General features: G+C 71.7%; 17 protein-coding genes and 1 pseudogene. 16 read left to right on the forward strand and 2 right to left on the reverse strand.

What is annotated here, in order from left to right:
• The first annotated feature begins 10 nt into the window (after positions 1–10).
• The 5 genes from E1165_RS00505 to E1165_RS00525 all read left to right on the forward strand — a co-directional run bounded on the left by E1165_RS00505 (position 11) and on the right by E1165_RS00525 (position 5,476).
• Positions 11–871 carry an Fpg/Nei family DNA glycosylase gene (locus tag E1165_RS00505; protein ID WP_132386513.1) on the forward strand — a complete coding sequence of 287 codons (861 nt, stop codon included), beginning with the start codon at positions 11–13 and terminating at the stop codon, positions 869–871.
• A gap of 327 nt (positions 872–1,198) precedes the next feature.
• Entirely contained in the window at positions 1,199–2,710 is a 1,512-nt protein-coding gene (locus E1165_RS00510) for a sugar transferase (RefSeq protein WP_132386515.1), read from the forward strand.
• 39 nt (positions 2,711–2,749) lie between these two features.
• Complete coding sequence (locus tag E1165_RS00515; RefSeq protein ID WP_132386517.1) at positions 2,750–3,973, forward strand: sensor histidine kinase; 1,224 nt, start codon at positions 2,750–2,752, stop codon at positions 3,971–3,973.
• On the forward strand, positions 3,970–4,734 hold the full coding sequence (locus tag E1165_RS00520; protein ID WP_371687282.1) for a LytR/AlgR family response regulator transcription factor: 765 nt from the start codon (positions 3,970–3,972) through the stop codon (positions 4,732–4,734). The genes E1165_RS00515 and E1165_RS00520 overlap by 4 nt, the downstream gene beginning before the upstream one ends.
• Before the next feature lie 79 nt (positions 4,735–4,813).
• Positions 4,814–5,476 (forward strand): DUF5701 family protein, encoded by a 663-nt coding sequence (locus E1165_RS00525; RefSeq protein WP_132386519.1) that lies wholly within the window; start codon positions 4,814–4,816, stop codon positions 5,474–5,476.
• 84 nt (positions 5,477–5,560) lie between these two features.
• Here the strand turns inward: E1165_RS00525 and E1165_RS00530 are convergent, their stop codons facing one another.
• Both E1165_RS00530 and E1165_RS00535 read right to left on the reverse strand, forming a co-directional pair.
• Positions 5,561–7,666, reverse strand: coding sequence for a choice-of-anchor D domain-containing protein (locus E1165_RS00530; protein ID WP_132386521.1), 2,106 nt, complete (start codon positions 7,664–7,666; stop codon positions 5,561–5,563).
• Positions 7,667–7,883: 217 nt separating this feature from the next.
• A complete protein-coding gene (locus E1165_RS00535) occupies positions 7,884–9,230 on the reverse strand; it encodes a hypothetical protein (RefSeq protein WP_132386523.1) in 1,347 nt (448 codons plus the stop codon).
• 262 nt (positions 9,231–9,492) lie between these two features.
• Between E1165_RS00535 and E1165_RS00540 the strand changes: the two genes are divergently transcribed.
• From E1165_RS00540 to E1165_RS00590, 11 genes and pseudogenes are all read left to right on the forward strand, one after another.
• Complete coding sequence (locus E1165_RS00540) at positions 9,493–9,903, forward strand: hypothetical protein (RefSeq protein WP_132386525.1); 411 nt, start codon at positions 9,493–9,495, stop codon at positions 9,901–9,903.
• 1 nt (position 9,904) lies between these two features.
• Positions 9,905–11,542 carry a cation acetate symporter gene (locus E1165_RS00545; RefSeq protein WP_132386527.1) on the forward strand — a complete coding sequence of 546 codons (1,638 nt, stop codon included), beginning with the start codon at positions 9,905–9,907 and terminating at the stop codon, positions 11,540–11,542.
• Between the two features lie 117 nt (positions 11,543–11,659).
• On the forward strand, positions 11,660–12,424 hold the full coding sequence (locus tag E1165_RS00550) for an ABC transporter ATP-binding protein (RefSeq protein WP_132386529.1): 765 nt from the start codon (positions 11,660–11,662) through the stop codon (positions 12,422–12,424).
• A complete protein-coding gene (locus E1165_RS00555) occupies positions 12,409–14,100 on the forward strand; it encodes an ABC transporter permease (protein WP_132386531.1) in 1,692 nt (563 codons plus the stop codon). Before E1165_RS00550 ends, E1165_RS00555 begins: the two co-directional genes overlap by 16 nt.
• A gap of 109 nt (positions 14,101–14,209) precedes the next feature.
• Positions 14,210–15,244 carry a hypothetical protein gene (locus E1165_RS00560; RefSeq protein ID WP_132386533.1) on the forward strand — a complete coding sequence of 345 codons (1,035 nt, stop codon included), beginning with the start codon at positions 14,210–14,212 and terminating at the stop codon, positions 15,242–15,244.
• A 193-nt stretch (positions 15,245–15,437) separates the two neighbouring features.
• Positions 15,438–15,989: pseudogene (locus E1165_RS00565) on the forward strand (flavin reductase family protein); the annotation flags it as partial.
• A 268-nt stretch (positions 15,990–16,257) separates the two neighbouring features.
• The gene (locus tag E1165_RS00570) at positions 16,258–16,626 is read left to right on the forward strand and encodes a DUF485 domain-containing protein (RefSeq protein WP_132386537.1); all 369 of its coding nucleotides are present in this window, start codon (positions 16,258–16,260) and stop codon (positions 16,624–16,626) included.
• On the forward strand, positions 16,604–18,277 hold the full coding sequence (locus E1165_RS00575; protein WP_132386539.1) for a cation acetate symporter: 1,674 nt from the start codon (positions 16,604–16,606) through the stop codon (positions 18,275–18,277). Before E1165_RS00570 ends, E1165_RS00575 begins: the two co-directional genes overlap by 23 nt.
• Positions 18,278–18,368: 91 nt before the next feature.
• Positions 18,369–19,343: an NAD-dependent epimerase/dehydratase family protein gene (locus tag E1165_RS00580; protein WP_132386541.1), complete on the forward strand. Its 975-nt coding sequence runs from the start codon at positions 18,369–18,371 to the stop codon at positions 19,341–19,343.
• 78 nt (positions 19,344–19,421) lie between these two features.
• Complete coding sequence (locus tag E1165_RS00585) at positions 19,422–20,645, forward strand: LCP family protein (RefSeq protein ID WP_132386543.1); 1,224 nt, start codon at positions 19,422–19,424, stop codon at positions 20,643–20,645.
• 274 nt (positions 20,646–20,919) lie between these two features.
• The gene (locus tag E1165_RS00590; protein ID WP_132386545.1) at positions 20,920–22,131 is read left to right on the forward strand and encodes an LCP family protein; all 1,212 of its coding nucleotides are present in this window, start codon (positions 20,920–20,922) and stop codon (positions 22,129–22,131) included.
• Positions 22,132–22,300: the final 169 nt, after the last annotated feature.

The raw sequence follows: 22,300 nt of genomic DNA on the forward strand, positions 1-22,300 counted from the left end.
CCGTTGGGACGTGCCCGAACTACCGGAGGTGGAGGCGCTCGCGGGCTACCTGCGTGAGCGCGCGGTGGGGCGGCGCGTCGGCCGGGTCGAGGTCGCCGCGATCAGCGCCCTGAAGACGTACGACCCGATGCCGGAGACGGTGTCGGGCCGGGACGTGGTGGACGCCCGGCGGCACGGCAAGTTCCTCGACGTGGTCTTCGACGGTGGCCTGCACCTGGTGGTGCACCTGGCCCGCGCGGGCTGGCTGCACTACCGGGAGGCGTTCGGCTCCACCGTCCCGTTGCGCCCCGGAAAGGGCCCGGTCGCCCTGCGGGTACGCCTCGACGACGGGTCCGGTTTCGACCTGACCGAGGCCGGCACCCAGAAGAAGCTGGCCGCGTACCTGGTGACCGACCCGGGGCAGGTGCCCGGGGTGGCCAGGCTCGGCCCGGACGCGCTCGACGCCGACCTGGCCACCTTCGCAGAACGGATGCGCAGCCGCCGGGGCCAGGTCAAGGGCGTGCTGACCGACCAGACGGTGCTCGCCGGCGTCGGCAACGCGTACTCCGACGAGATCCTGCACGCGGCGAAGCTGTCCCCGTTCGCGCTCACCGACCGGCTCACCGACGACCAGCTGGCCGCCCTGCACGCGGCGACCCGGGCGGTCCTCGGCGACGCGGTCCGACGGTCGGTCGGGCAGCGGGCGGCGGAGCTGAAGGGCGAGAAGCGCTCCGGGCTCAAGGTGCACGCCCGGACCGGGCTGCCCTGTCCGGTCTGCGGCGACACCGTCCGGGAGGTCTCGTTCGCCGACTCCAGCCTCCAGTACTGCCCGACCTGCCAGACCGGGGGCAAACCGCTCGCTGACCGTCGGTTGTCCCGCCTCGTACGGTGAGTGACAGCACGTCTCGATTACGGAGAGGAATCGCCCTCGGCGCGTGGAACGTGCCCCTCCGCGCCTCTACCCGACCCCTCATCCATCGGTATAGTGGCTCGGTCCCCGGCTTCCAAAGTGACCTGGAGCCGGCCGGATCCCCGCCGGCAACACCTGACGCAATGTCCCTCGGGTCAGCGTCCGGCCGCTGCCCGCGTGGGAGACTGGAACGGTGGGCGACGTGCGCCCCTCACTGCGAGTGAGCGGCGCGTGTCATGCGGGAGGACATGGGTTGAGGTGACGACAAGCCTCCAGCGCCCGGGAACCTACATAGGCCGGAGCAAAGTAGTGCGGCACGTCGACAGCTTCGAGATCCAGCCGCCGACACCGCCGTCGCACAACGGCGTACCCCGGTCGGCGTGGGCTCGCGCCCGTCGTCGGGTGTCCCGCTGGCACCGGCCCTACACCGTCATCCTCCTGCTGCTCGACCTCGCCGCCGTGATGCTGGCCGACTGGATCGCCCAGGAGGTGTTCGGGCAGGCCCGGGCCGGTTTCTACAAGGCCCAGGAGGACCCGACGTGGTTCTACACGGTGGCGTTCCTGCTGCTGCCGCTCGGCTGGGTGGTCATCCTCTGGGGCAACCGGGCCTACGACCGGCGTTACCTGGGGCTCGGCCCGGACGAGTTCAAGCGGGTGATCCGGGGCGGCGTCGCGGTGGCCGCGACCGTCTCCTTCCTCGCGTTCGCCACCAAGACCGACCTGTCCCGCTGGTCGGTCGGTTTCGCCCTGCTCGGGGCGTTGATCCTGATCCTGGCCGGGCGGTTGCTCGCCCGGTTCACGCTGCACGCGGTACGCCGCCGGGCCGGCCACGCCGGGCACCGGATGGTGCTGGTCGGCACCCTGCCGGAGTGCCTGGAGGTCTACACCGCGGTCACCCGCAACCCCGGAGCCGGCCTGGTGCCGGTCGCCATCCACATCACCGACGGGTACGCCGCCGCCCGGGGCATCGAGACTCCCGTGCCGGTGTACGCGGGCCGGGATGTCCTCGCCCTGGTCCGCGAGGTCGGCGGCGACACCATCGCGGTGTGCGGCTCGGCCAGCGCCGAGCCGGGCGAGTTGCGCCGGCTGGCCTGGCAGTTGGAGGGCTCCGGCGTCGACCTGGTGGTCGCCCCGCAGCTGACCGACATCGCCGGCCCCCGGGTGCACATCCGCCCGATCGAGGGCCTGCCGCTGCTGCACGTCGAGGAGCCGACCCTGTCGGGTCCGGCGCTGCTGGCCAAGAACCTGATGGACCGGGTCGCCGCCGGGCTGGGCCTGCTGCTGCTGGTACCGGTCTTCGTCGCGATCGCGGCCGCGATCCGGCTCTCCGATCCCGGGCCGGTCTTCTTCCGCCAGCCCCGGGTGGGCCACGAGGGCCGCACCTTCCGGGTCTGGAAGTTCCGCACCATGTACGTCGACGCGGAGGAGCGGCTGGCCGGCCTGGTCGACCAGAACGAGACCGACGGCATGCTGTTCAAGATGCGGCAGGACCCTCGGGTCTTCCCGGTGGGCCGCTTCCTGCGCGCCTCGTCGCTGGACGAGCTGCCCCAGCTGATCAACGTGCTCTGGGGGGAGATGTCGCTGGTGGGGCCGCGTCCGCTCCCCGCCGACGACGGCGACTTCCTGGGCGACGTGCGGCGTCGGCTGCTGGTCCGTCCGGGCATGACCGGGCTGTGGCAGGTCTCCGGCCGCTCCGACCTGTCCTGGGACGAGGCGGTCCGGTTGGATCTCTACTACGTCGACAACTGGTCGCTGGCGTACGACCTGAGCATCCTGTGGCGGACGGTGGGCGTGGTACTGGCCCGCAAGGGCGCGTACTGACCCCTTGGCGTCACGGCCGGAACAGGCCAGGATCGCTGCGTGAGTGGCAACCTCTCCGCCGTCGTCGGCGTCGTCTCGCTGGTCACCGCCCTGGCCGCGGCGCTCTGGGCGGTGCTGCGGCTGCGCGGCCGGCGCGGCATCGCCACCGCCACCCAACGCGCCACCTACGAGGTGCTGCACACCGCCGGCCTGGCCGCCGAGCCGCTGCGCGCCGGGCTGACCGCGGCCGGCGCGGCGAAGGCCGTACGCCACCTGCGGGCCCTGGTGGGCGCGGCCGGGCTGGCGTTGACCGACCAGGCGGAACTGCTCGCCCTCGACGGGCGCGGCGGGCACCACGGCGACCAGCTGCTGGCGGCGGCCCGGCGCACCGTGGAGACGGGCCGGTCGACGGTGCTCGGCGAGCCGGAACTGGGCTGCGACCGGGTGGACTGTCCGGTTCGTGGCGCGGTGCTGGCCCCGCTGCGCGCGGACGGCCGGGTGGTCGGCGCACTGGTCGCCGTCGCCGACGCCCCACCCGCGCCGGGGCTGGTGCAGGCCACCCTGGAGACCGCCCACTGGGCCGGCGACCAACTCGCCCTCGCCGAGCTCGATTCGTCCCGGGAGCGGCTGGCCCGGGCCGAGGTACGCGCTCTGCGCGCCCAGATCAGCCCGCACTTCATCTACAACGCGCTGACCGCGATCGGCTCGTTCGTCCGCACCGACCCGGAGCGGGCCCGGGAGCTGATCCTGGAGTTCGCCGAGTTCACCCGGTACTCCTTCCGGGCGCACGGCGAGTTCACCACGCTCGCCGAGGAACTGCGCTCGATCGACCGCTACCTGACCATCGAACGGGCCCGGTTCGGCGACCGGTTGCAGGTGCGGTTGCAGATCGCGCCGGAGGTGCTGCCGGTGACCCTGCCCTTCCTCTGCCTCCAGCCACTGGTGGAGAACGCCGTGCGCCACGGGTTGTCCCGCAAGCCCGGCACCGGCATGGTGAGCATCGAGGCCCGGGACGCGGGCGCGGAGTGTCACATCACGGTGGAGGACGACGGAGTGGGCATGGATCCGGTCACCCTGCGGACGGGCATCGCCGAGCTGGCCCGCGCCGGCAGCGACCCGACCGACGATCCAGGCCAGCATGTCGGCCTCTCCAACGTCGACGAGCGGCTTCGCTCGGTTTTCGGGGACCGGTTCGGCCTGGTCGTCGAAACCGGCCCCGGCTCGGGTACGAAGGTGAGCCTGCGGGTGCCGAAGTTCCACCCCGGCGTACGGGCGGGATCGTGAACTCCTCGACCGGGTTCCTCCGGGTGCTGGCGGTGGACGACGAGCCGCCGGCGCTGGACGAGCTGGCGTACCACCTGCGGGCCGACCCGCGGGTGGCCCGGCTGCACACGGCGGGCGACGCCACCGAGGCGCTTCGGGTGCTCCGCGACACCGACGTGGACGTGGTCTTCCTGGACATCCGGATGCCCGGCCTGGACGGCATGGAGCTGGCCCGGGTGCTGCGCCGTTTCGCCCGCCCGCCGTCGATCGTGTTCGTCACCGCGTACGACGACGGCGCGGCGGACGCCTTCGACCTGGGTGCCACCGACTACGTCCGCAAACCGGTCCGGGCGGAGCGGCTGGCCGAGTCGCTGCGCCGGGTGATCGGCTCCCGGGTGGTTCCCTCGCATCCGGCGGCCCTCGCCCGGGCCGAGGAGGATCCGACCATCCCGGTCGAGCTGGCCGGGACGACCCGGATGCTGCCCCGCTCGGCGGTGCGCTGGGTGGAGGCGCAGGGCGACTACGCGCGACTGCACACGGCCGACGGCTCGCACCTGGTCCGGGTGTCGCTGGCGACTCTCGCCGAGCGCTGGGGGGACGCCGGGTTCGTGCGGATCCACCGGTCGTACCTGGTGCAGTTGAAGCTGATCGCCGAGCTGCGGTTGGTCAACTCGGGGTACGTGGTCGTGATCGACTCGGCGGAGCTGCCGGTGAGCCGGCGGCACACCCGGGAGCTGAAGGACAAGCTGGTTCGGGCCGCGAAGCAGGACTGGAGCCGGTGACCTGGATCACCTTACGGGGCGGGAACACGCCGCCATCCTCGTACGCTGTACGGCAGGCCGTACGACAAGTGGAGGCCCGTTGCCAGACCCTCGATTCGACGCCGCCGCCGAGTTCGACCGCCAGGTCGACACCCTCGTCCGCCTCGGCTACCCGGCCCTGGCCGGAGTCACCGAGAACACCTTCCGCGACCTGGTCGCGCCGCTGCGCGCCGCCGCCGTCACCGGCACGGCCGAACTGCCGCCGCCCACCGAGGCCCGGATCCCTTTCCTGCTGGTGGTCACCCGTGACCTCGTGCCGGTCGAGGAGCGGGTCGCCCTGACCACCCTGCCCGGCAAGCGCAAACCGGGCATCATCGACCGGCACTACGCCGAGGGTGACCTGGCTCGCTTCGACCCTGTCAAGGAGCTGGAGGTGCCGGCCGGGTCGGCGTACCTGCTCTTCGACGTGGACCGGGGCGAGGAGACGCTCAACCTGGCCCCCGCCACGGCGATGGAGGTGATCACCCGTCAAGGCCGGCTGCCGCTCACCATCGACGAGGGCTTGGCCCTCGTCACGCTGCATCCGGTGGCACTGGCGAAGAACAAGTGCTTCTCGCTGCTCGGCTCCCGCTGCGGGGACAAGCGGGTCCCGGCGCTCTGGATCAGTCAGGGCGCCCCGAAGCTCGGCTGGTGCTGGTACGGCAACCCGCACACCTGGCTCGGCTCCGCCACCGCCCGGCCGGAGCGGGCGGGCCTGGAATGACCCGGCGGGCCGGTGCGGGTGACGTCCCCGCACCGGCCCGCCGGGCAGGCCGGTCTCCACCGGCCTCCGGCCTGCCCGGTACGGTCAGCGGCGGACGGCCGGGCCCGCGCCCGATCCGACGACCGTCGAGTACGGCCTCACGCTCGCCACAGTGGTGCTGGCCGTGCCCGAGTAACGGTGGAATCGCCCGACCACGTCCGCCACCAGGTGGGTGGAGCCGGCATGGTTGTGGACGTGGAACGAGTCCTGCGGCCCGATGATCCCCATGATCGCGTTGGAGACGGTCTGCCCGGCCGCCGGGTTGAGGTTGCTGGCCGTCGGCTTCGGCGCGCCGAAGCCGGCCGGCCACACCGTGATCACGGTGTTGGCCGTGGGCGCCACCGCGGTCACGTTCATCGCCAGCACCTGCGTCGTGTCGGTGACCACCGAGGACGGTGCGGTGACCTCCCGGGTGCTGTTGGGTGGGAGCACCCCGTTGACGCCCTGGTTGATGCGGCTGTCGGCGATCCGCACCGGACTGCGGGGCGTGAACCGCAGACCGTCCGCCACCGTGCCGTCGTCGATGACGCCGACCAGGTCCACCACCACGTGCGCGGTGGCCGAGGTGTAGATCTCGTACGACGGCGCGCCCCACGAGTCGCCACAGAAGTCCTGGTAGCAGGGCGCGCTCTGGACGACGGCAAGGTTGGGCACCACCTTGCCGGCGGCGTAGTTGACGGTCGAGGAGACCGGCACCTCGGGACCGCCCGGCCAGGCGGTCAGGAAGCCCGAGCGCTGCGGCGAGACGGCGGTGATGTTGAGAACGAACGCCCGCACGCGCGACCGGACCGGTTCGTTGAAGTTGACCCATCCGGTGATCGACCATCCGCCGGGCAACACCCCGCCACCCCGGCGCGTGTCCAGGATCCGGGTCGGCACGAACGGGTGATACTGGCCGCCCATGCCGTGGCTGGTCGCGACGACGTTGGTGCCGGCGTACCAGCCGACCACGTCGACCACCACGTCCGTGTAGCCGGTCCGGTTGTAGATGGAGACCTTGCCCCCCGAACCGATCTTCACGGTGACGTTGTTCGAGCCCAGCCACTTCCCCGGAAAGTTGATCGAGGACGCGGTCGGCCGGGCGTCACCCGCCGGGTACGCGGTCAGGAAGCTGGCCGAGGTGGGGTTGGCGACGGTCACGTTCAGCACCACCGAGCCGACCCCGCTCGACGGCACTCCACCCCGGCCGGTGACCTGGAGGTCCACCTTCCGGTCCGGGCCGATCTTCGCCTTGGCGGTGCCGATGCCGCTGCGGGTGTCCATCAGCCGCGACGGACCCACCGGGTAGTAGGTGCCGACGACCCCGTCGAAGGCGGTGAACTTCAGCGGCACGATCCGCTTGCCGTACGCGCTGTCGTCGGTGACGACGAGGTTGGCGGCGGCGGTACCGGCCCGGGTGGCGGTGGCCGACACGGTCAGCTCGCAGCCGTCGCCGGGGGCGAGGGTACGGCCGGAGCAGTCGTCGGCGACGATGCCGAACGATGCCGGCTGCGCCCCGGTGAGGGTGGCCGAGGTGAAGGTCACCGGCAGGGTTCCCTGGGAGCGGTACGTCACCGTCCTGGTCTGCGTCGGGCTCTCCACCTCTAGCCGGCCGAAGTCGACCGGCACGGGGGTGGAGACGACGGCGGCGTAGTCGACGTCGGAGTTCCAGCGGATCTCGCCGGTCATCGTCCCGGTGCGGTCGCAGTCGAAGACGTACGAGGCGGCAAAGCTGGTCATTGCCTTGGTGCCCGGGTCGTACCCCGCCTCCGCGACGGTCATCGTGCCCGTGGAGGAGGCGCAGCCGGTGTGGTCGGCGGCGATGTCGAGCCTGGCCCGAGTCGAATCCGCGAAACGCGCCGTCTGGTAGGTCTGGCCCGCCGTCCAGGCCTGCCCGGTCGGTGCCCCTGTCCGGACGTTGAGCCAGGAGCCACCGGGCAGGTTCCGTAGGTACATCGACAGCGAGCCGTCGGTTTCCGGTACGACCTCGACGGAGGAGTTGCTGGCGTCGAAGACGCCGGAACTCTTGACCGGGTGACCGGATGCGTCCCCGACGTCGACGGTCACGACCGTGTACGGCGCGGTGGGCGCGGCGAGCGCCACCCCCGGCAGTCCGGCCAGCGCACAGGCCCCGGCGACACTCACGCCGAGCAGAGCGCGGATTTTGCGCATGAACACCCCGTGGGGAGAAAGGAAAGGATTGGTCGGCCCAGCTTAGGGGCGATGATCTATGCCGCCAAGGAGGTTCGGCGTCACCCGGCAATGGGCAATACCGGCCAGCGCCCCAGGCCCGCTCCGGTCACCGGCCGGGCCGCTACACCGACCGGCCGGAAACGGAAGGTGCCCCGACCAATCGGCCGGGGCACCTTCTGTGGTGCTGTCGCCTTTGTCAGCGGTGCGAGGAGCCGGTGACCTCGGCCTTGCGCGGCTGCGTCTTCGGAGCGATGCCCCGCTCCGCCGCAGCCGACGGGTAGTAGAAGGTCCCGACCACGTCCGCCACCAGGTGGGTGGAGCCGGTCAGGTTGTGCACCTTGAACGCGGCGGTCGGCTCGATGATGCCGAGCACCGCGTTGGACACGACCTGGTTGGCGTACGGGTTGAGGTTGCTGGTGGCGGGCTTGTCGATGTCCGGGATGTCGGCCGGCCACACGGTGATGACGGTGTTCTTGGTCGGCTTCACCGCGGTCACGTTCATGACCGCCACGCCGGTGTCGGCGGTGACCAGCTCGGCCGGCACCTCGACCCGGGCGGTGGCGTTCGCGCCCAGCGCGCCGTTGATGCCCTTGTTCGCCCGGCTGTCCACGATCCGGGTCGGGCTCTGCGGCTGGAACCGCATGCCGTACTGCGAGTAGCCGTCGTCGACCGCGCCGACGAAGTCGACCAGGACGTGCGCCGCCGCCGAGGTGTAGATCTTGAACTTCGGCGCGCCCGGCTCGCACCACTGCCCCGCCTCGGAGCCGGTGCACGGGGTGGTCTGCACGAAGGCCACGTTCGGCACGTTGACGCCCGCGCCGTAGTTGACCGTCGAGGAGGTCGGCCGGCTGGTGGCGCCGGACCACGCGGTCAGGAAGCCGGCCTTGGCCGGAGCGACCGCGGTGAGGTTGAAGACCAGGGTCTTGATGTGCGGGTTGGTGTCGGCGCCGAAGTCGAGGGAGTACTCCAACGTGGTGCCCGCCGACGGCTTGCCCTCGGGTTCGATTCGGGTGTCGAAGACCCGCTCCGGCTCGAACCACTCGTACTGGCCACCCGGGGTGGCGAACGAGTTGTCGGCGGCGTAGTAGCCGACCACGTCGACGACCACGTCGGTGGAGCCGTTGCGGTTGTAGACGGAGACCTTGCCGTCGGCACCGAGCTTGACGGTGACGTTGTTGGAGCCCAGCCAACCCTTGGCGAAGTTGATCGACGAGGCGTCCGGCCGGGTCTCACCGGCCGGGTAGGCGGTGACGAAGCTGTCCATCGTCGGGCCGGTGATGGTCACGTTCAGCACGACCGCCCCGACGCCGCTGGCGGGAACGCCGCCGCGGCCGGCGACCTGGAGGTCGACCTTGCTCAGCGGACCGAGCTTCGCCTTCGGCGCGCCGAGACCGGAACGGGTGTCCAGCAGGCGGGCCGGTGAGACCGGGTAGTAGGTGCCGGTGGAGTCGGCTGCCGCCGCCTGCTGCTGCAGGGCGGCCGAGGGAGCCGCGAACGCCGTGGCCGGCACCGCGGTCAGGGCGCAGGCTCCGGCGAGGGTCACGCCGAGGACAGTGCGGAATTTGCGCATAGAAACCCCGTGTGAGGAGAGGAAACAGGGAATTGCCGCCTCAGCGTAGGGGGAAGGATCAAGCCCGGCAAGGAGGTACCCGGACTTGATACGGGGGGTGAACCGATCGAGACTTAATGGCGCCTTAATTCCCTCCAGCGGGGGTTGTCCACAGGGCCCCACCACTTTCTCCACAGGTTGTCCACACCCTGGCGGAGCCTCTTGACATCCATACTGAGCAGGCGAGACTGCCCAGATGACCGCCGACGAGCAGGTGCCCGCCCCCCGCGCGCCACAACCTCGGCCCAGGACCCGGATCGTGCTGGCCGAGGTGTCCCGCCCCCACGACCGGACCGATCGCACCCGCGCCGAGCTGGCCCAGCAGACCCGGGTCGGCGACGCGCTGGTGCGCGGGCTCGTCCGGGCCCAGCTCTCCCTGGCGCTGCGGCTCTCCCTGGTGGTGCTGATCGGGCTGGGCGGGCTCCCCTGGCTCTTCGCGATCGCTCCCACGGTCGGGCGGGTCACCGTGCTCGGGGTCAACCTGCCCTGGCTGCTGCTCGGGGTGGTCTCCTTCCCGTTCCTGATCGCGGTGGGTTGGGCGTACGTGCGGCTCGCCGAACGCAACGAGCAGGACTTCACCGACCTGGTCCAGCGGCCGGAGCACTGAGGTGGGCAACGGCTTCGTCGTCCCGGCCATCGTCGCGGTCACCCTGGTCACCCTCGTCATCGGCTTCTACGGGCTGCGGTTGGCCCGGACCACCTCCGACTTCCTGGTCGCCTCCCGGGCGGTCAGCCCGACGTGGAACGCCGCCGCCATCGGCGGCGAGTACCTCTCGGCCGCCAGCTTCCTCGGCATCGCCGGGCTGATCCTCAAGTACGGCGTCGACGTGCTCTGGTACCCGGTCGGCTTCGCCGCCGGGTACCTCGCCCTGCTGCTCTTCGTGGCCGCGCCGCTGCGCCGATCCGGCGCGTTCACCCTGCCCGACTTCTGCGAGTTGCGGCTCGGGTCGCGCCGGCTACGCACCCTGGCCACCGTCTTCGTCATCTTCATCGGCTGGCTCTACCTGGTGCCGCAGCTCCAGGGCGCCGGGCTGACCCTGGCCACGGTGGCCGGCGCGCCGTACCCGGTCGGGGCGCTGCTGGTCGCGGCGGTGGTCACCGCGAACGTGGCGCTGGGCGGGATGCGGGCCGTCACCTTCGTCCAGGCGTTCCAGTACTGGCTGAAACTGACCGCGCTGGCCGTACCCGCGATCTTCCTGATGCTGCAGTGGCAGGCCGACGCCCGCCCGGCGGTGACCCCGCCCGACGGGCCGGCGTTCCGGACCGCGACCACCGTCGTGGTCGAGCAGCGCGCGGCGCTCACCTTCGCCGACGGCACCATCCGGCAGGTACGCCCGGGCGACGAGCTGACCTTCGCCGCCGGTGACCCGGTGCCGGAGGTCTCCGGGGTGGCCGACGGCGCGGACTGGCTGCTGCCCAGCGCCGCCGGGGACGACGACCGGGGCCTGTTCGCCACGTACTCGCTGATCCTGGCCACCTTCCTCGGCACCATGGGGTTGCCGCACGTGCTGGTGCGCTTCTACACCAACCCGGACGGGGCCGCGGCCAGGCGCACGACGCTGGTGGTGCTCGGTCTGGTCGGCGCCTTCTACCTGTTGCCCACCCTCTACGGCGTGCTCGGCCGGATATACACCCCGCAACTGTTGGTCACCGGGCAGACCGACGCGGTGGTGCTGCTGCTGCCCGACGCGGCGCTCGGCGGCGGGACCACCGGCCGGCTGCTCGCCGCGCTGGTCGCGGCCGGCGCGTTCGCGGCCTTTCTCTCCACCTCGTCGGGGCTGCTCACCAGCGTGGCCGGGGTCGTCTCCACGGACGTGCTGGGGCGTGGCTCGGTACGCGGGTTCCGGCTGGCCACGGTGATCGCCGGCGGGGTGCCGGCGGTGCTCGCCCTGAACCTCTCCGGGCTGGACGTCTCCCAGGTGGTGGGGCTGGCCTTCGCGGTCGCCGCGTCCAGCTTCTGCCCGCTGCTGGTGCTCGGCATCTGGTGGCGCGGGCTGACCGATCTGGGCGCGGCGGCGGGTGTGCTTGCCGGCGGCGGGGCGGCGATCGGCGCGGTCCTGGTCACCGTCCTCGGGCCGCCCCTGTCCGGCTGGCCGGCCACGCTCATCGCGCAGCCGGCCGCCTGGACGGTCCCGTTGGCCTTCACCGTGATGGTCGCGGTCTCCATGGCGACCCGGCACCGGATGCCTGCCGACGTGGGGGCCACCATGCTGCGGCTGCACGCCCCTGAGGCGCTGCGGCTGTGAGGGCCCACCCGGCCGAGGGCCGGTCGACCGGCGCGGCAGCCGCGTACGTCGGGGGATGGCCGGAAGGTCATCCCGGGGCCGGACCGTGCGCTGGCACTCCCCGGATACGGTTTCCGCATGACTGCTGAGCACTCCGCGTTCGCGCTGCGCGGCCTGGCCAAGAGGTTCGACGGCAAGGTGGCCGTGGCCGGTGTCGACCTGGACGTCCCGGCCGGCTCGTTCTTCGGTCTGCTCGGCCCCAACGGCGCCGGCAAGACGACCACCCTGTCGATGGCGGTCGGTTTGCTCCGACCGGACCACGGCCGGGCCTGGGTGCTCGGGCACGACGTGTGGGGCGACCCGGTGCGGGCGAAGCGGCTGCTCGGGGTGATGCCGGACGGGGTACGGCTGTTCGACCGGCTCAGCGGGGCGGAGTTGCTGGCGTACCACGGTCTGCTGCGCGGGATGGACCCGGCGGTGGTCGACCAGCGGGCGGCCGAACTGCTCGACGTGCTGGCGCTCGCCGACGCCGGCCGGACCCTGGTGGTCGACTACTCGGCCGGCATGAAGAAGAAGATCGGCCTGGCCTGCGCGCTGTTGCACGGGCCCCGACTGCTGGTGCTGGACGAGCCGTTCGAGGCGGTCGACCCGGTCTCCGCCGCGCTCATCCGCGACATCCTGCACCGGTACGTCGTCGGTGGCGGAACGGTGGTCTTCTCCAGCCACGTCATGGAGGTCGTCGAGCGGCTCTGCTCGCACGTGGCGATCCTCGCCGACGGGGCGATCAGGCGGGTTGGCACGCTCGACGAGGTACGCGGCGAGCGCCGCCTGGAGGAGGTCTTCGTCGAGGCGGTCGGCGGACGGACGGCGACCGGCGAGGAGTTGTCGTGGCTGTCCCGGTGACCGCGCCGGCCGAGCCGGTCCGGCCGGTCTCGGCCCGGCACTTCGTCCGCCTCAAGCTGCGGATGACGGCGAACAACTTCCGCGGCCAGAGTTCACGCGTCGCCCTCTTCCTGGCCGGCGTGTTCGGCGGTCTCTGGTTCGCCGCCGGTGGCTTCCTGCTGCTGGCCGCCCCCGGGTTCGCCGGCGAGCCCCGGTACGCGCTGCTGACCGCGGCGTTCGGCGGCGGGCTGCTGGTGCTCGGCTGGCTGCTGCTGCCGCTGGTCTTCTTCGGGGTGGACGAGACCCTCGATCCGGCCCGGTTCGCGTTGCTGCCGCTGCCCCGGCGCACCCTGGTCGCCGGGATGTTCGCGGCGGCCCTGGCCAGCGTCCCGGCCATGGCGATGTTGGTCGCGACCGCGGGCCTGGTGGTCACCGCCGGGGTGCTGGGCGGCTGGGTCGCCTCGCTGGTCGCCGCCGTCGGTGTGGTCGCCGGGCTGCTGCTCTGCGTCGCGGCCAGCCGTGCGGTGACCAGCGCGTTCGCCACCATGCTCCGGTCCCGCCGGGTCCGTGACCTGGCCGCCGTGCTGCTGGCGGTGGTCGCCGCGCTGCTCGGTCCGTTGCAGCTCATGGTGCTGGCGGCGGTCCGGGAGGCCGACTGGGACCAGCTCGTCGACGTGGCCGCCGTGGTGGGCTGGACGCCGTTCGGGGCACCGTGGACGGTCGGCCTGGACGTGGCCGAGGGGCGGGCCTGGGCGGTGCCGGTGAAGCTGCTCATCACCGGTGCCGCTGTCGGTGTGCTGCTGCTCTGGTGGTCGCGGTCGCTGGAGTCGGCGATGGTCGGCACGGCCGGCGCCGCCCCGACGAGGTCCCGACGCGGCCCGGTGGGTGGGGCGGTCAGGCAGCTCTTCCCCCGGGTGCTCGGTTGGGCCGGGCGGGACCGGTTCGGCGCGCTGGTCGCCCGGGAGTGCCGCTACTGGTGGCGGGACGCCCGGCGGCGGGCCAACCTGATCACCATCGCGGTGGTGGGGGTGTTCGTGCCGGTACTGGTGAACCTGGGCGGCAACGGCTTCGCCGTCTCTCCGGACCAGGGTTTCGAGTTCTCCGGCAACTCGTCGCCGGTGCTGCTCAGCCTGTCGATGCTCTTCGTCGGGGCGCTCGCCTCGGCGACCCTGGCCAACCAGTTCGGTTTCGACGGCAGCGCGTACGCGGTGAACGTGGTGGCCGGCGTGCCGGGTCGGCTGGAGTTGCACGCCCGGATGACGGCCTTCTCGGTGTACGTGGTGCCGATGCTCGGCGTGGTCGCCGTGGTGATCGTGTCGGTGCTGGGCGAGCCGGGCTGGATCGGGGTGGCCGCCGGGGCGCTGCTGGCCGCGTACGGGGTCGGGTTGGCGATCAACGGGCTGGTCTCGGTGCTGGGGGCATACTCGCTGCCGGAGACGAGCAACCCGTTCGCCATGAACAGCGGGGCCGGGATGGCGAAGAGCCTGCTCACCCTGCTGTCCATGCTCGCCTCGACGGCGGCGGCGGTGCCGATGGTGGTGGCCGCCGCGCTGCTCGGCGACGTCTGGCTGTGGCTGGCGTTGCCGCTCGGCGCGGCGTACGGCCTGGGCGCAGCGCTGCTCGGGGCGTACGCCGGCGGGGACGTGCTGGACCGGCGGCAGCCGGAGCTGCTGTCCACCGTCACTCCCCGACGCTGACACCGCCCGCCCGGGCCGGCTCGGTCGGGGGCGGGCGTACGGCGTCCGTTCCGGGTGATTCGGCACCTGGCGTCGGGAACGATCCGGGGTGCGGTCGCGTCAGACCGGCATGACGACTGTTTCCGCCGTACGCGGGGCAGCGGTCCTACCGCTGATCCTGTTGGCGACCGCCTGCGCGCAGCAGGGCGGCCCGACCGGCCCCGCCGCACCCAGGTACCCCGGTGACGCCGTGGTGCTCCGCATCGATCACACGGGCGGCTTCGTGAGCCCCGAGCATCTGGCCACCCGCCTGCCGATCGTCACCGTGTACGGCGACGGCCGGGTGATCATGCAGGGTCCGACCCTGCTCCGCCATCCCGCGCCGGCCCTGCCCAACGTCCAGGTGGTCGCGCTCTCCCCCGCAGAGGTCGACCGGATCGTCGAGCGGGCTCGGGAGGCCGGCGTGGGCACCGCCGGTGACCTGGGCAGACCGTCGGTCACGGACGTCCCCGCGACCCGCTTCTCGCTGCGCGGGCCGACGGGTGTCGAGGAGACCACGGTCGAGGCCCTCGACGTGACCGGTCCGGCCGAGGCCGGGCTCAACGCCGGCCAGCGGGCGGCCCGGGAAAAGCTGCGCACCTTCGCCCAGTCGCTGTCCGACGCGACCGCCGTCGAGGGCGGCGCGCCGGCGGTCGTGGACCCTTCCGCGGTCCCGGGCGGTGTGTCGGCGGTTCCCGGTGGATCCTCCGCAACCCCGGACGGCGCGCCGGCGGGCCGGGGCGGCCCTGCCGCAGCCCCGGGTGGCGTGTCGGCGGGCGGGGGCGGCCCTGCCGCAGCCCCGGGTGGTGCGTCGACGGCACCGCCACAGCCGTACCGGCCGACCGCCGTGGCGGCCGTCGCCCAGCCCTGGGTCGCCGACGCCGAGGCGGGGCGGCAGCCCGAGGTGGCCTGGCCCGGTCCGGCCCTGCCCGGGGCGCCGCTGAGCGCGTCCACCGGCCTGACCTGTGTGACGGTCACCGGCGAGCAGGTCAAGCCGCTGCTCGACGCCGCCGCCACGGCGAACGTGCTGACCCCCTGGGTTTCGGAGGGGAAGAGGTGGCGGGTCACCCTCCGGCCCCTCCTGCCCGACGAGACCGACTGCGCCTCCCTCGCCGGCGCCCGCTGACCCACCCCACCCGCCGGCCACGGTCGGCCCCGGTCTGACCGCTGAGTGCGGCAGGTTGCGGTATCCCGATAGCCGGATGCCGCAACCTGCCGCGGACCGGTGAGCCGGCCGCGCAGACCTCCGGGTCGATCCGGGCCGGCGGGCACCGGGTTGCAGACCGGTAGCCAGTCGCGCAGGGCGAAGGCAAGCCGGGGCACGGGACCGAGGCGGCACAATGTTTCACGTGAATCCGGAGCCGGGAGCAGAGATCCACCACACCGACCCGTTCGCCGTACCGGTCGGGCAGCGCTCACCCGTACGCCGGTTACGGGGGCGGCTCGCCGCGCCGGTGACCCTGTGGACGGCGCCCGGCCCGGCGGGGCTGACGGTGTCGTCCACGCTGGTCGCCGAGGGCGAACCGGACCGGCTGCTCGGGCTGGTCGACCCGGAGTCGGACCTCTGGGCGGCGGTCGAGGAGGCCGGACGGTTCACGGTGTCCCCGTTGGGCCCGCCGCACCGGCAACTCGCCGACCGGTTCGCCGGCCTCTTCCCGTCGCCGGGCGGGCTGTTCGCCACCGGCTCGTGGACCGACACCCCGTACGGTCCGGTCCCGTTCGACGCCGGGGGTTGGGCCGGCTGCCGGCTCGACACCGCCCGGGAGTACGGCTGGGGTCTGCTGGTCGAGGCCACCATCGAGGCGGTCGACCTCGCCGAGGAGACCATGCCGCTGCTGCACTACCGGGGTCGCTACCGCGAGCTGACCTGATCGGCCGGTGGGCGGGACCGCGCGTCGGCACGTCGGCGACCGGGAGCTGCCCCTCGACGTCGTCGATCTCTGCTCCGGTAACGCCGGGCGGTCGACGGTGGGCCCGACGCCGACCAACCGGTTAGCGGAGTGACCTGGGTCACTCGGCGCATCCAGTGGACCGTTCGGCGCAGTCGCCGACCGCGGCCGATCGCCACCTTCCCGGCCGGCGAGCGCGCTCTCTACCGTGCGCGAAACTCCCGACGCCTGTGAAGGTGGTGATCCACCCATGTCCACGGACACACCGTCCGCCCCGGCCGAATCCGCGGCGGAGCGATATCTGGCCGTACAACGGTCCGACGAGTTCGCCGGGTTGCGCCGTGCGCTGCGCGGCTTCGTCTTCCCGATGACCGTCGCGTTCTTCCTGTGGTACGCGCTCTACGTGATCCTCTCCGCGTACGCGCGGGACTTCATGGGCACGAAGCTGTTCGGCAGCAACATCAACGTCGCGCTGGTCTTCGGCCTGCTGCAGTTCGTCTCGACGTTCCTGATCGCCTGGCTCTACTCGCGGTACGCCGACCGGAAGCTCGACCCGATCGCCGACCGGATCCACGCCGAGATCGGGGAGGTGCGGCATGACGACGGTCCTCGCGGCTGAGGCGGGCGGCGGCACCGCCCGCAACCTCACCATCGTTCTCTTCCTGGCCTTCGTGGCGGTGACCCTGGGCATCACCATCTGGGCCAGCCGGCAGACCAAGACGGCCACCGACTTCTACGCCGGCGGTCGTTCCTTCTCCGGCTTCCAGAACGGCATGGCGATCGGCGGCGACTACATGTCGGCCGCCTCGTTCCTCGGCATCGCCGGCATCATCGCCCTCTACGGCTACGACGGCTTCCTCTACTCCATCGGGTTCCTGGTGGCCTGGCTGGTGGCGCTGCTGCTGGTCGCTGAGCTGCTGCGCAACTCGGGCCGGTACACGATGGCCGACGTGCTGGCCTTCCGGATGCGGCAGCGCCCGGTACGCACCGCCGCGGCCGTCTCCACCATCACCGTGTCGATCTTCTACCTGCTGGCTCAGATGGTCGGCGCGGGTGCCCTGGTGGCGCTGCTGCTCGGCATCAAGCCCGGCACCACGTTCCTCGGCATGGACGCCGCCACCGCGAAGGTGGCCACCATCATCCTGGTCGGCGCCCTGATGATCATCTACGTCACGGTCGGCGGGATGAAGGGCACCACGTACGTCCAGATCGTCAAGGCGTTCCTGCTGATGGCCGGCGCCCTGCTGATGACCCTGCTGGTGCTCGCCAAGTACAAGTTCAACCTGTCGTCGCTGCTCGGCGACGCGGCGGCGGCCTCGGGCAAGGGGGCCGCCTTCCTCGAACCGGGCCTGCGCTACGGCAGGGAGGTGGCCGGGGATCCGACACAGACCTTCTACAACAAGATGGACCTGCTCTCGCTCGGCATCGCGCTGGTGCTCGGCACGGCGGGCCTGCCGCACATCCTGATCCGCTTCTACACCGTGCCGACGGCGAAGGCGGCGCGCAAGAGCGTGCTCTGGGCGATCGGCATCATCGGTACCTTCTACCTGCTCACCCTGGCTCTCGGCTTCGGTGCGGCGGCGCTGGTCGGCAGCGAGGCGATCACCGCGCAGGACAAGGCCGGCAACACCGCCGCCCCGCAGCTCGCCGAGGCGCTGGGCATGGACTTCTTCGGCGGCGAGCTGGGTGCGGCGACACTGCTGGCGATCATCGCGGCGGTCGCCTTCGCCACCATCCTGGCGGTGGTCGCCGGCTTGACGCTGGCGTCGTCGTCCAGCCTGGCGCACGACTTCTACGCCAACGTCATCAAGCGCGGCCAGGCCTCGGAGCGGCGGGAGGTGGCCGTCGCCCGGATCTCCGCCCTGATCATCGGCGCGGTGTCGATCGCGCTGTCGATCTACGCGCAGAACCTGAACGTCGCCTTCCTGGTGGCGCTGGCCTTCGCGGTCGCCGCCTCGGGCAACCTGCCGGCGATCCTCTACAGCCTGTTCTGGAAGCGGTTCAACACCTCGGGCGCGGTCTGGGCCATCTACGGCGGTCTGCTCTCCGCAGTGGTGCTGGTGTTCTTCTCGCCGGTGGTCTCCGGCTCGGCGACCGCGATGTTCCCCAACCACGACTGGCAGTGGTTCCCGCTGTCCAACCCGGGCATCATCTCGATCCCGTTCGGCTTCCTCTGCGGCTGGATCGGCACCGTGATCTCCAAGGAACACGACGAGGAGAAGTACGCGGAGCTGGAGGTGCGCGCCCTCACCGGCGCGGGAGCCCACTGACGGTCTCCCCCCTCCCGGCGGGGGTCCGGCGCTCACGCGCCGGCCCCCCGCCGCCGCGTGTGGCTCAGGCCCGACGACTAGGCTGGCCGGCATGAAGGTTGCTCCGCGGTTCGGCGCCGGTCACCGTGTCCTCGTCACCGGCGGCGCCGGTTTCGTGCCGTCCCACCTCGTCGACGCCCTGGTCGGTCGGGGCTGCACGGTGGTGGCGCTCGACAACTTCGTCACCGGCGCCAAGGAGAACGTCGCGCACCTGCTCGACACGCCCACCTTCACGCTGGTCGAGGCGGACATCTCCGACGGGCTGCCGGCCCACCCGGCGCTCGCCGAGCGGTTCGACGCCGTCCTGCACATGGCCTCGCCGGCCAGCCCCACCGACTTCGAGAAGCTGCCGGTGGAGATCCTCCGGGTCGGTTCGGTGGCCACCCTGCACCTGCTGGAGCGCGCGTCGGCCGACGGCGCCCGGTTCCTGATGGCTTCCACCTCCGAGGCGTACGGGGACCCGAAGGAGCACCCGCAGCGCGAGACGTACTGGGGCAACGTCAACCCGGTCGGGGTGCGGGCCGTCTACGACGAGGCCAAGCGTTTCTCCGAGGCGGCCACCATGGCGTACCACCGGAGCCGCGGGTTGGACGCGGCGATCGTCCGGATCTTCAACACGTACGGGCCACGGATGCGCCCCGACGACGGCCGGGCCATCCCCACCTTCATCTCCCAGGCGCTGCGCGGCGAGCCGCTCACCGTGCACGGCACCGGCGACCAGACCCGCTCCATCTGCTACGTCGACGATCTGGTGCGCGGCATCCTGCTGCTGCTCGACTCGACCGAGACCGGCCCGATCAACTGCGGGACGGAGCACGAGATGAGCATGCGGCAGCTGGCCGAGACGATCGTGTCACTGTGTGGAAGCACCTCACAGGTGACGTACATCACGCGCAGCGCTGACGACCCGGAGATGCGCCGGCCGGATCTGACCCTCGCCCGGGAGCTGCTGGGATACGAGCCCAGCGTGTCGCCCGAAGAGGGCCTCCGACGCACGATCGCCCACTTCCGCGGCCGCGTAGGGTAACCCCTCCCGCGCCACGCGGGACACGACCGGCGATTCGCCGTCAGGCATCCCTCGACTCGGCTACGTACGCTGAGGTGCATGTCCGCGACTTCGTCTGCCGGCGTCCCGCTGCCGCACCTGCACCGCAGCTCCGGACGCGCCTCCGTATCCGGCTCCGGCCGTGGTGCCACCGGGCGCGCCCGGCAGCCCGACGCGCAGTGGTATCCGACGCACGACGACGAGCTGCCCGGTCACGGCGGGCCCGCCGGCCCGGGCTCGCCGCCCGGCCGGGGCGGTTCCGGCGGCTCCGGACGGGGCCCGCGACCGCGCTGGCGGCGGATCGGCCTCGTCGCGGGCATCGCGGTGCTGGTGCTGGCCCTGCTCGGCGGCGGCGGCGCCTGGCTCTACACCAACAGTCTCAACAAGGGACTGGCCCGGACGGACCCGTTCGCGGAGCTCACCGGCGGGCGGCCGGCAAAGGCGGTCAACGGCGCGCTGAACATCCTGCTGGTGGGTTCGGACTCGCGTGACCCGGACGCGCCGGTGGACCGGCAGAGCCAGTGGCGGGCAGACACGATCATCGTGATGCACATCCCGGCCGACCACAAGTCGGCCTACCTGGTGTCCATCCCGCGCGACCTGTACGTGCCGATACCGGAGAGCGCGGGCGCGGAGTGCGGCTCCGGCCAACGCGCGAAGATCAACGCGGCCTTCGCGTTCGGCGGCCTGCCCCTGGCGGTGCGCACCGTGGAGTGCTTCACCGACGTGCGGATCGACCACGTGATGGCGATCGACTTCGGCGGTTTCAAGGAGGTCACCGACGCCCTCGGCGGCGTGGACCTGAAGGTGGAGCGGAACATCACCTCGATCCACAAGCCGTACCGGAAGTTCACCAAGGGCACCATGCACATGGACGGCGCGACGGCACTGGACTGGATCCGCCAGCGCAAGCAGTTCCCGGACGGCGACTTCGCCCGGATGCGGCACCAGCAGGAGTTCCTGCGCGCCCTGATGGACAAGGCGGCCAGCACGGGCACCCTCACGAATCCGAAGAAGTTGAACGACTTCCTCCAGTCGGTGACGGCCGCGGTGACCGTGGACAGGGGGTTCTCGCTGACCGACATGGCGTTGCAGTTCCGGAACCTGCGCGGCGACAACCTGACCTTCCTCACCAGCCCGAACGCGGGCAGCGACACCATCAACGGCGAGTCGGTGGTGGTGTCCGACCGGGAGAAGGCGCTGGCGATGTACCGGGCGATGTCGGCGGACACCATGGCCCAGTGGGTCGCGGCGAACGCGAACCCGGACACCGGGGGCAACTGACCGGTGTCCCTCGGCGGCCTTCCCCGGGGCCGCCACCGGGCGGCCCGGTGGCCGTTGTTGCCGGCAGATTTCGACGGTGGTCATCAGAGGTGCCGTTCCTGATGGCTGAACCATCGCCGGCCAACCACCGTGCGTATGCATTGACTCATCCGTTCGGACGAACCGCCGCCGCAACTGTGCGAATAGTTGGGAATTGAGTGTGTGACGTCCTCGCCTTCATGGGAAGCGGTACGTAAAGTGGTCCCGCCCCCCGATCACGCGAGCTGGAGCACGCATGCCGGTTCAGACCAGCCCCCGCCCCACATCGCTGGATTCCGACCCCTACGCCCGGCCGTCGGCGACCATCCCGAAGCAGGGCGGTCGGGGCGGGCAGCGTGCCAGTGGCACGAAGAAGCGCACCAGGCGCAAGGATCCGCTCTGGGCCCGGCTCACCGTGGTCGCCGGGGCGGTGCTGATGATGACCAGCGGCGTCGCGATGGTGGGCAGTAAGGCGCTGATCAGCCAGGCGACCGGCAACATCGCCCAGAAGAACCTGCTCGGCGGGGCGGGCAAGACCGACGCCGAGGGCGGGGCCGACCTGAAGGGCCCGATCGACATGCTGCTGCTGGGTGTGGACGCCCGTGAGCGGTGGGCCGCCGACGACGTCCGCGCCGACAGCATCATCGTGTTGCACATCCCGGCCAGCCACGACCAGGCGTACATGATCTCCATTCCGCGGGACACCGAGGCGCAGATCCCGGCGTTCAAGAAGAGCGGCTACCCGGGTGGCACCGACAAGATCAATGCGGCTTTCCAGGCCGGCGCGCGCAACGGTGGCGGCTGGGAGGGCGGCGCCCAGCTGATGGCGCAGACCATCAAGAACATGACCGGGGTCAGCTTCGACGGCGCCGCGATCATCAACTTCGGTGGCTTCAAGAACGTCATCGACACGCTGGGCACCGTGCGGATCTGCGTCAGCCACGAGGTGAAGTCGATCCACACCGTGATGGTCGACGGCAAGCAGATGTGGAAGGCCGACGCCAAGAAGACCGGCCGGCCGATGACCCCGGTGGTATACAAGAAGGGCTGCCGCCAGATGACCGGCCTGGAGGCGCTGGACTACTCCCGGCAGCGCTACGGCCTGCCGAACAGCGACTACGACCGGCAGCAGAACCAGCAGCAGCTGATCAAGGCGATGGCGAAGAAGGCCACCGACAAGGGCATGCTGACCAACCCGATCAAGGTGAACCAGTTGATCCGGGCGGCCGGCAAGGCCTTCGTCCTGGACACCGGCGGCGTACCGGTCGCCGACCTGATCTTCACCCTGCGCGGCATCAGCGCCAACGAGTTGACCATGCTGCGCACCAACGGCGGCACCTACCACGGCAACGCCAACAACCGCGAGGCGCTCAGCGAGCAGACGCTGGCGATGTTCAAGGCGGTCAAGGACGACAAGCTGGCCGAATTCGTGTACGCGAACCCGAACGTCCTCTCCACCCGGCGGTGACCCGCCCCCGGTCGGCGGAAACCGACCCGACCGGCCCCGGGCAGCCCGTACCGTGACCTGAGGAAGCCTCACGTCACGGTCACGGGGAGGGTGCCACGTCCAGGTCAGCGCAGGCCAGCCGGGGGTGGGACGCGCCGCCGCCCGGCCGCCGAGCCTCCCGCTGGCCACG

Origin of the sequence: Micromonospora sp. KC723, from assembly GCF_004348595.1 — a bacterium.
Taxonomy (GTDB): Bacteria; Actinomycetota; Actinomycetes; order Mycobacteriales; family Micromonosporaceae; genus Micromonospora.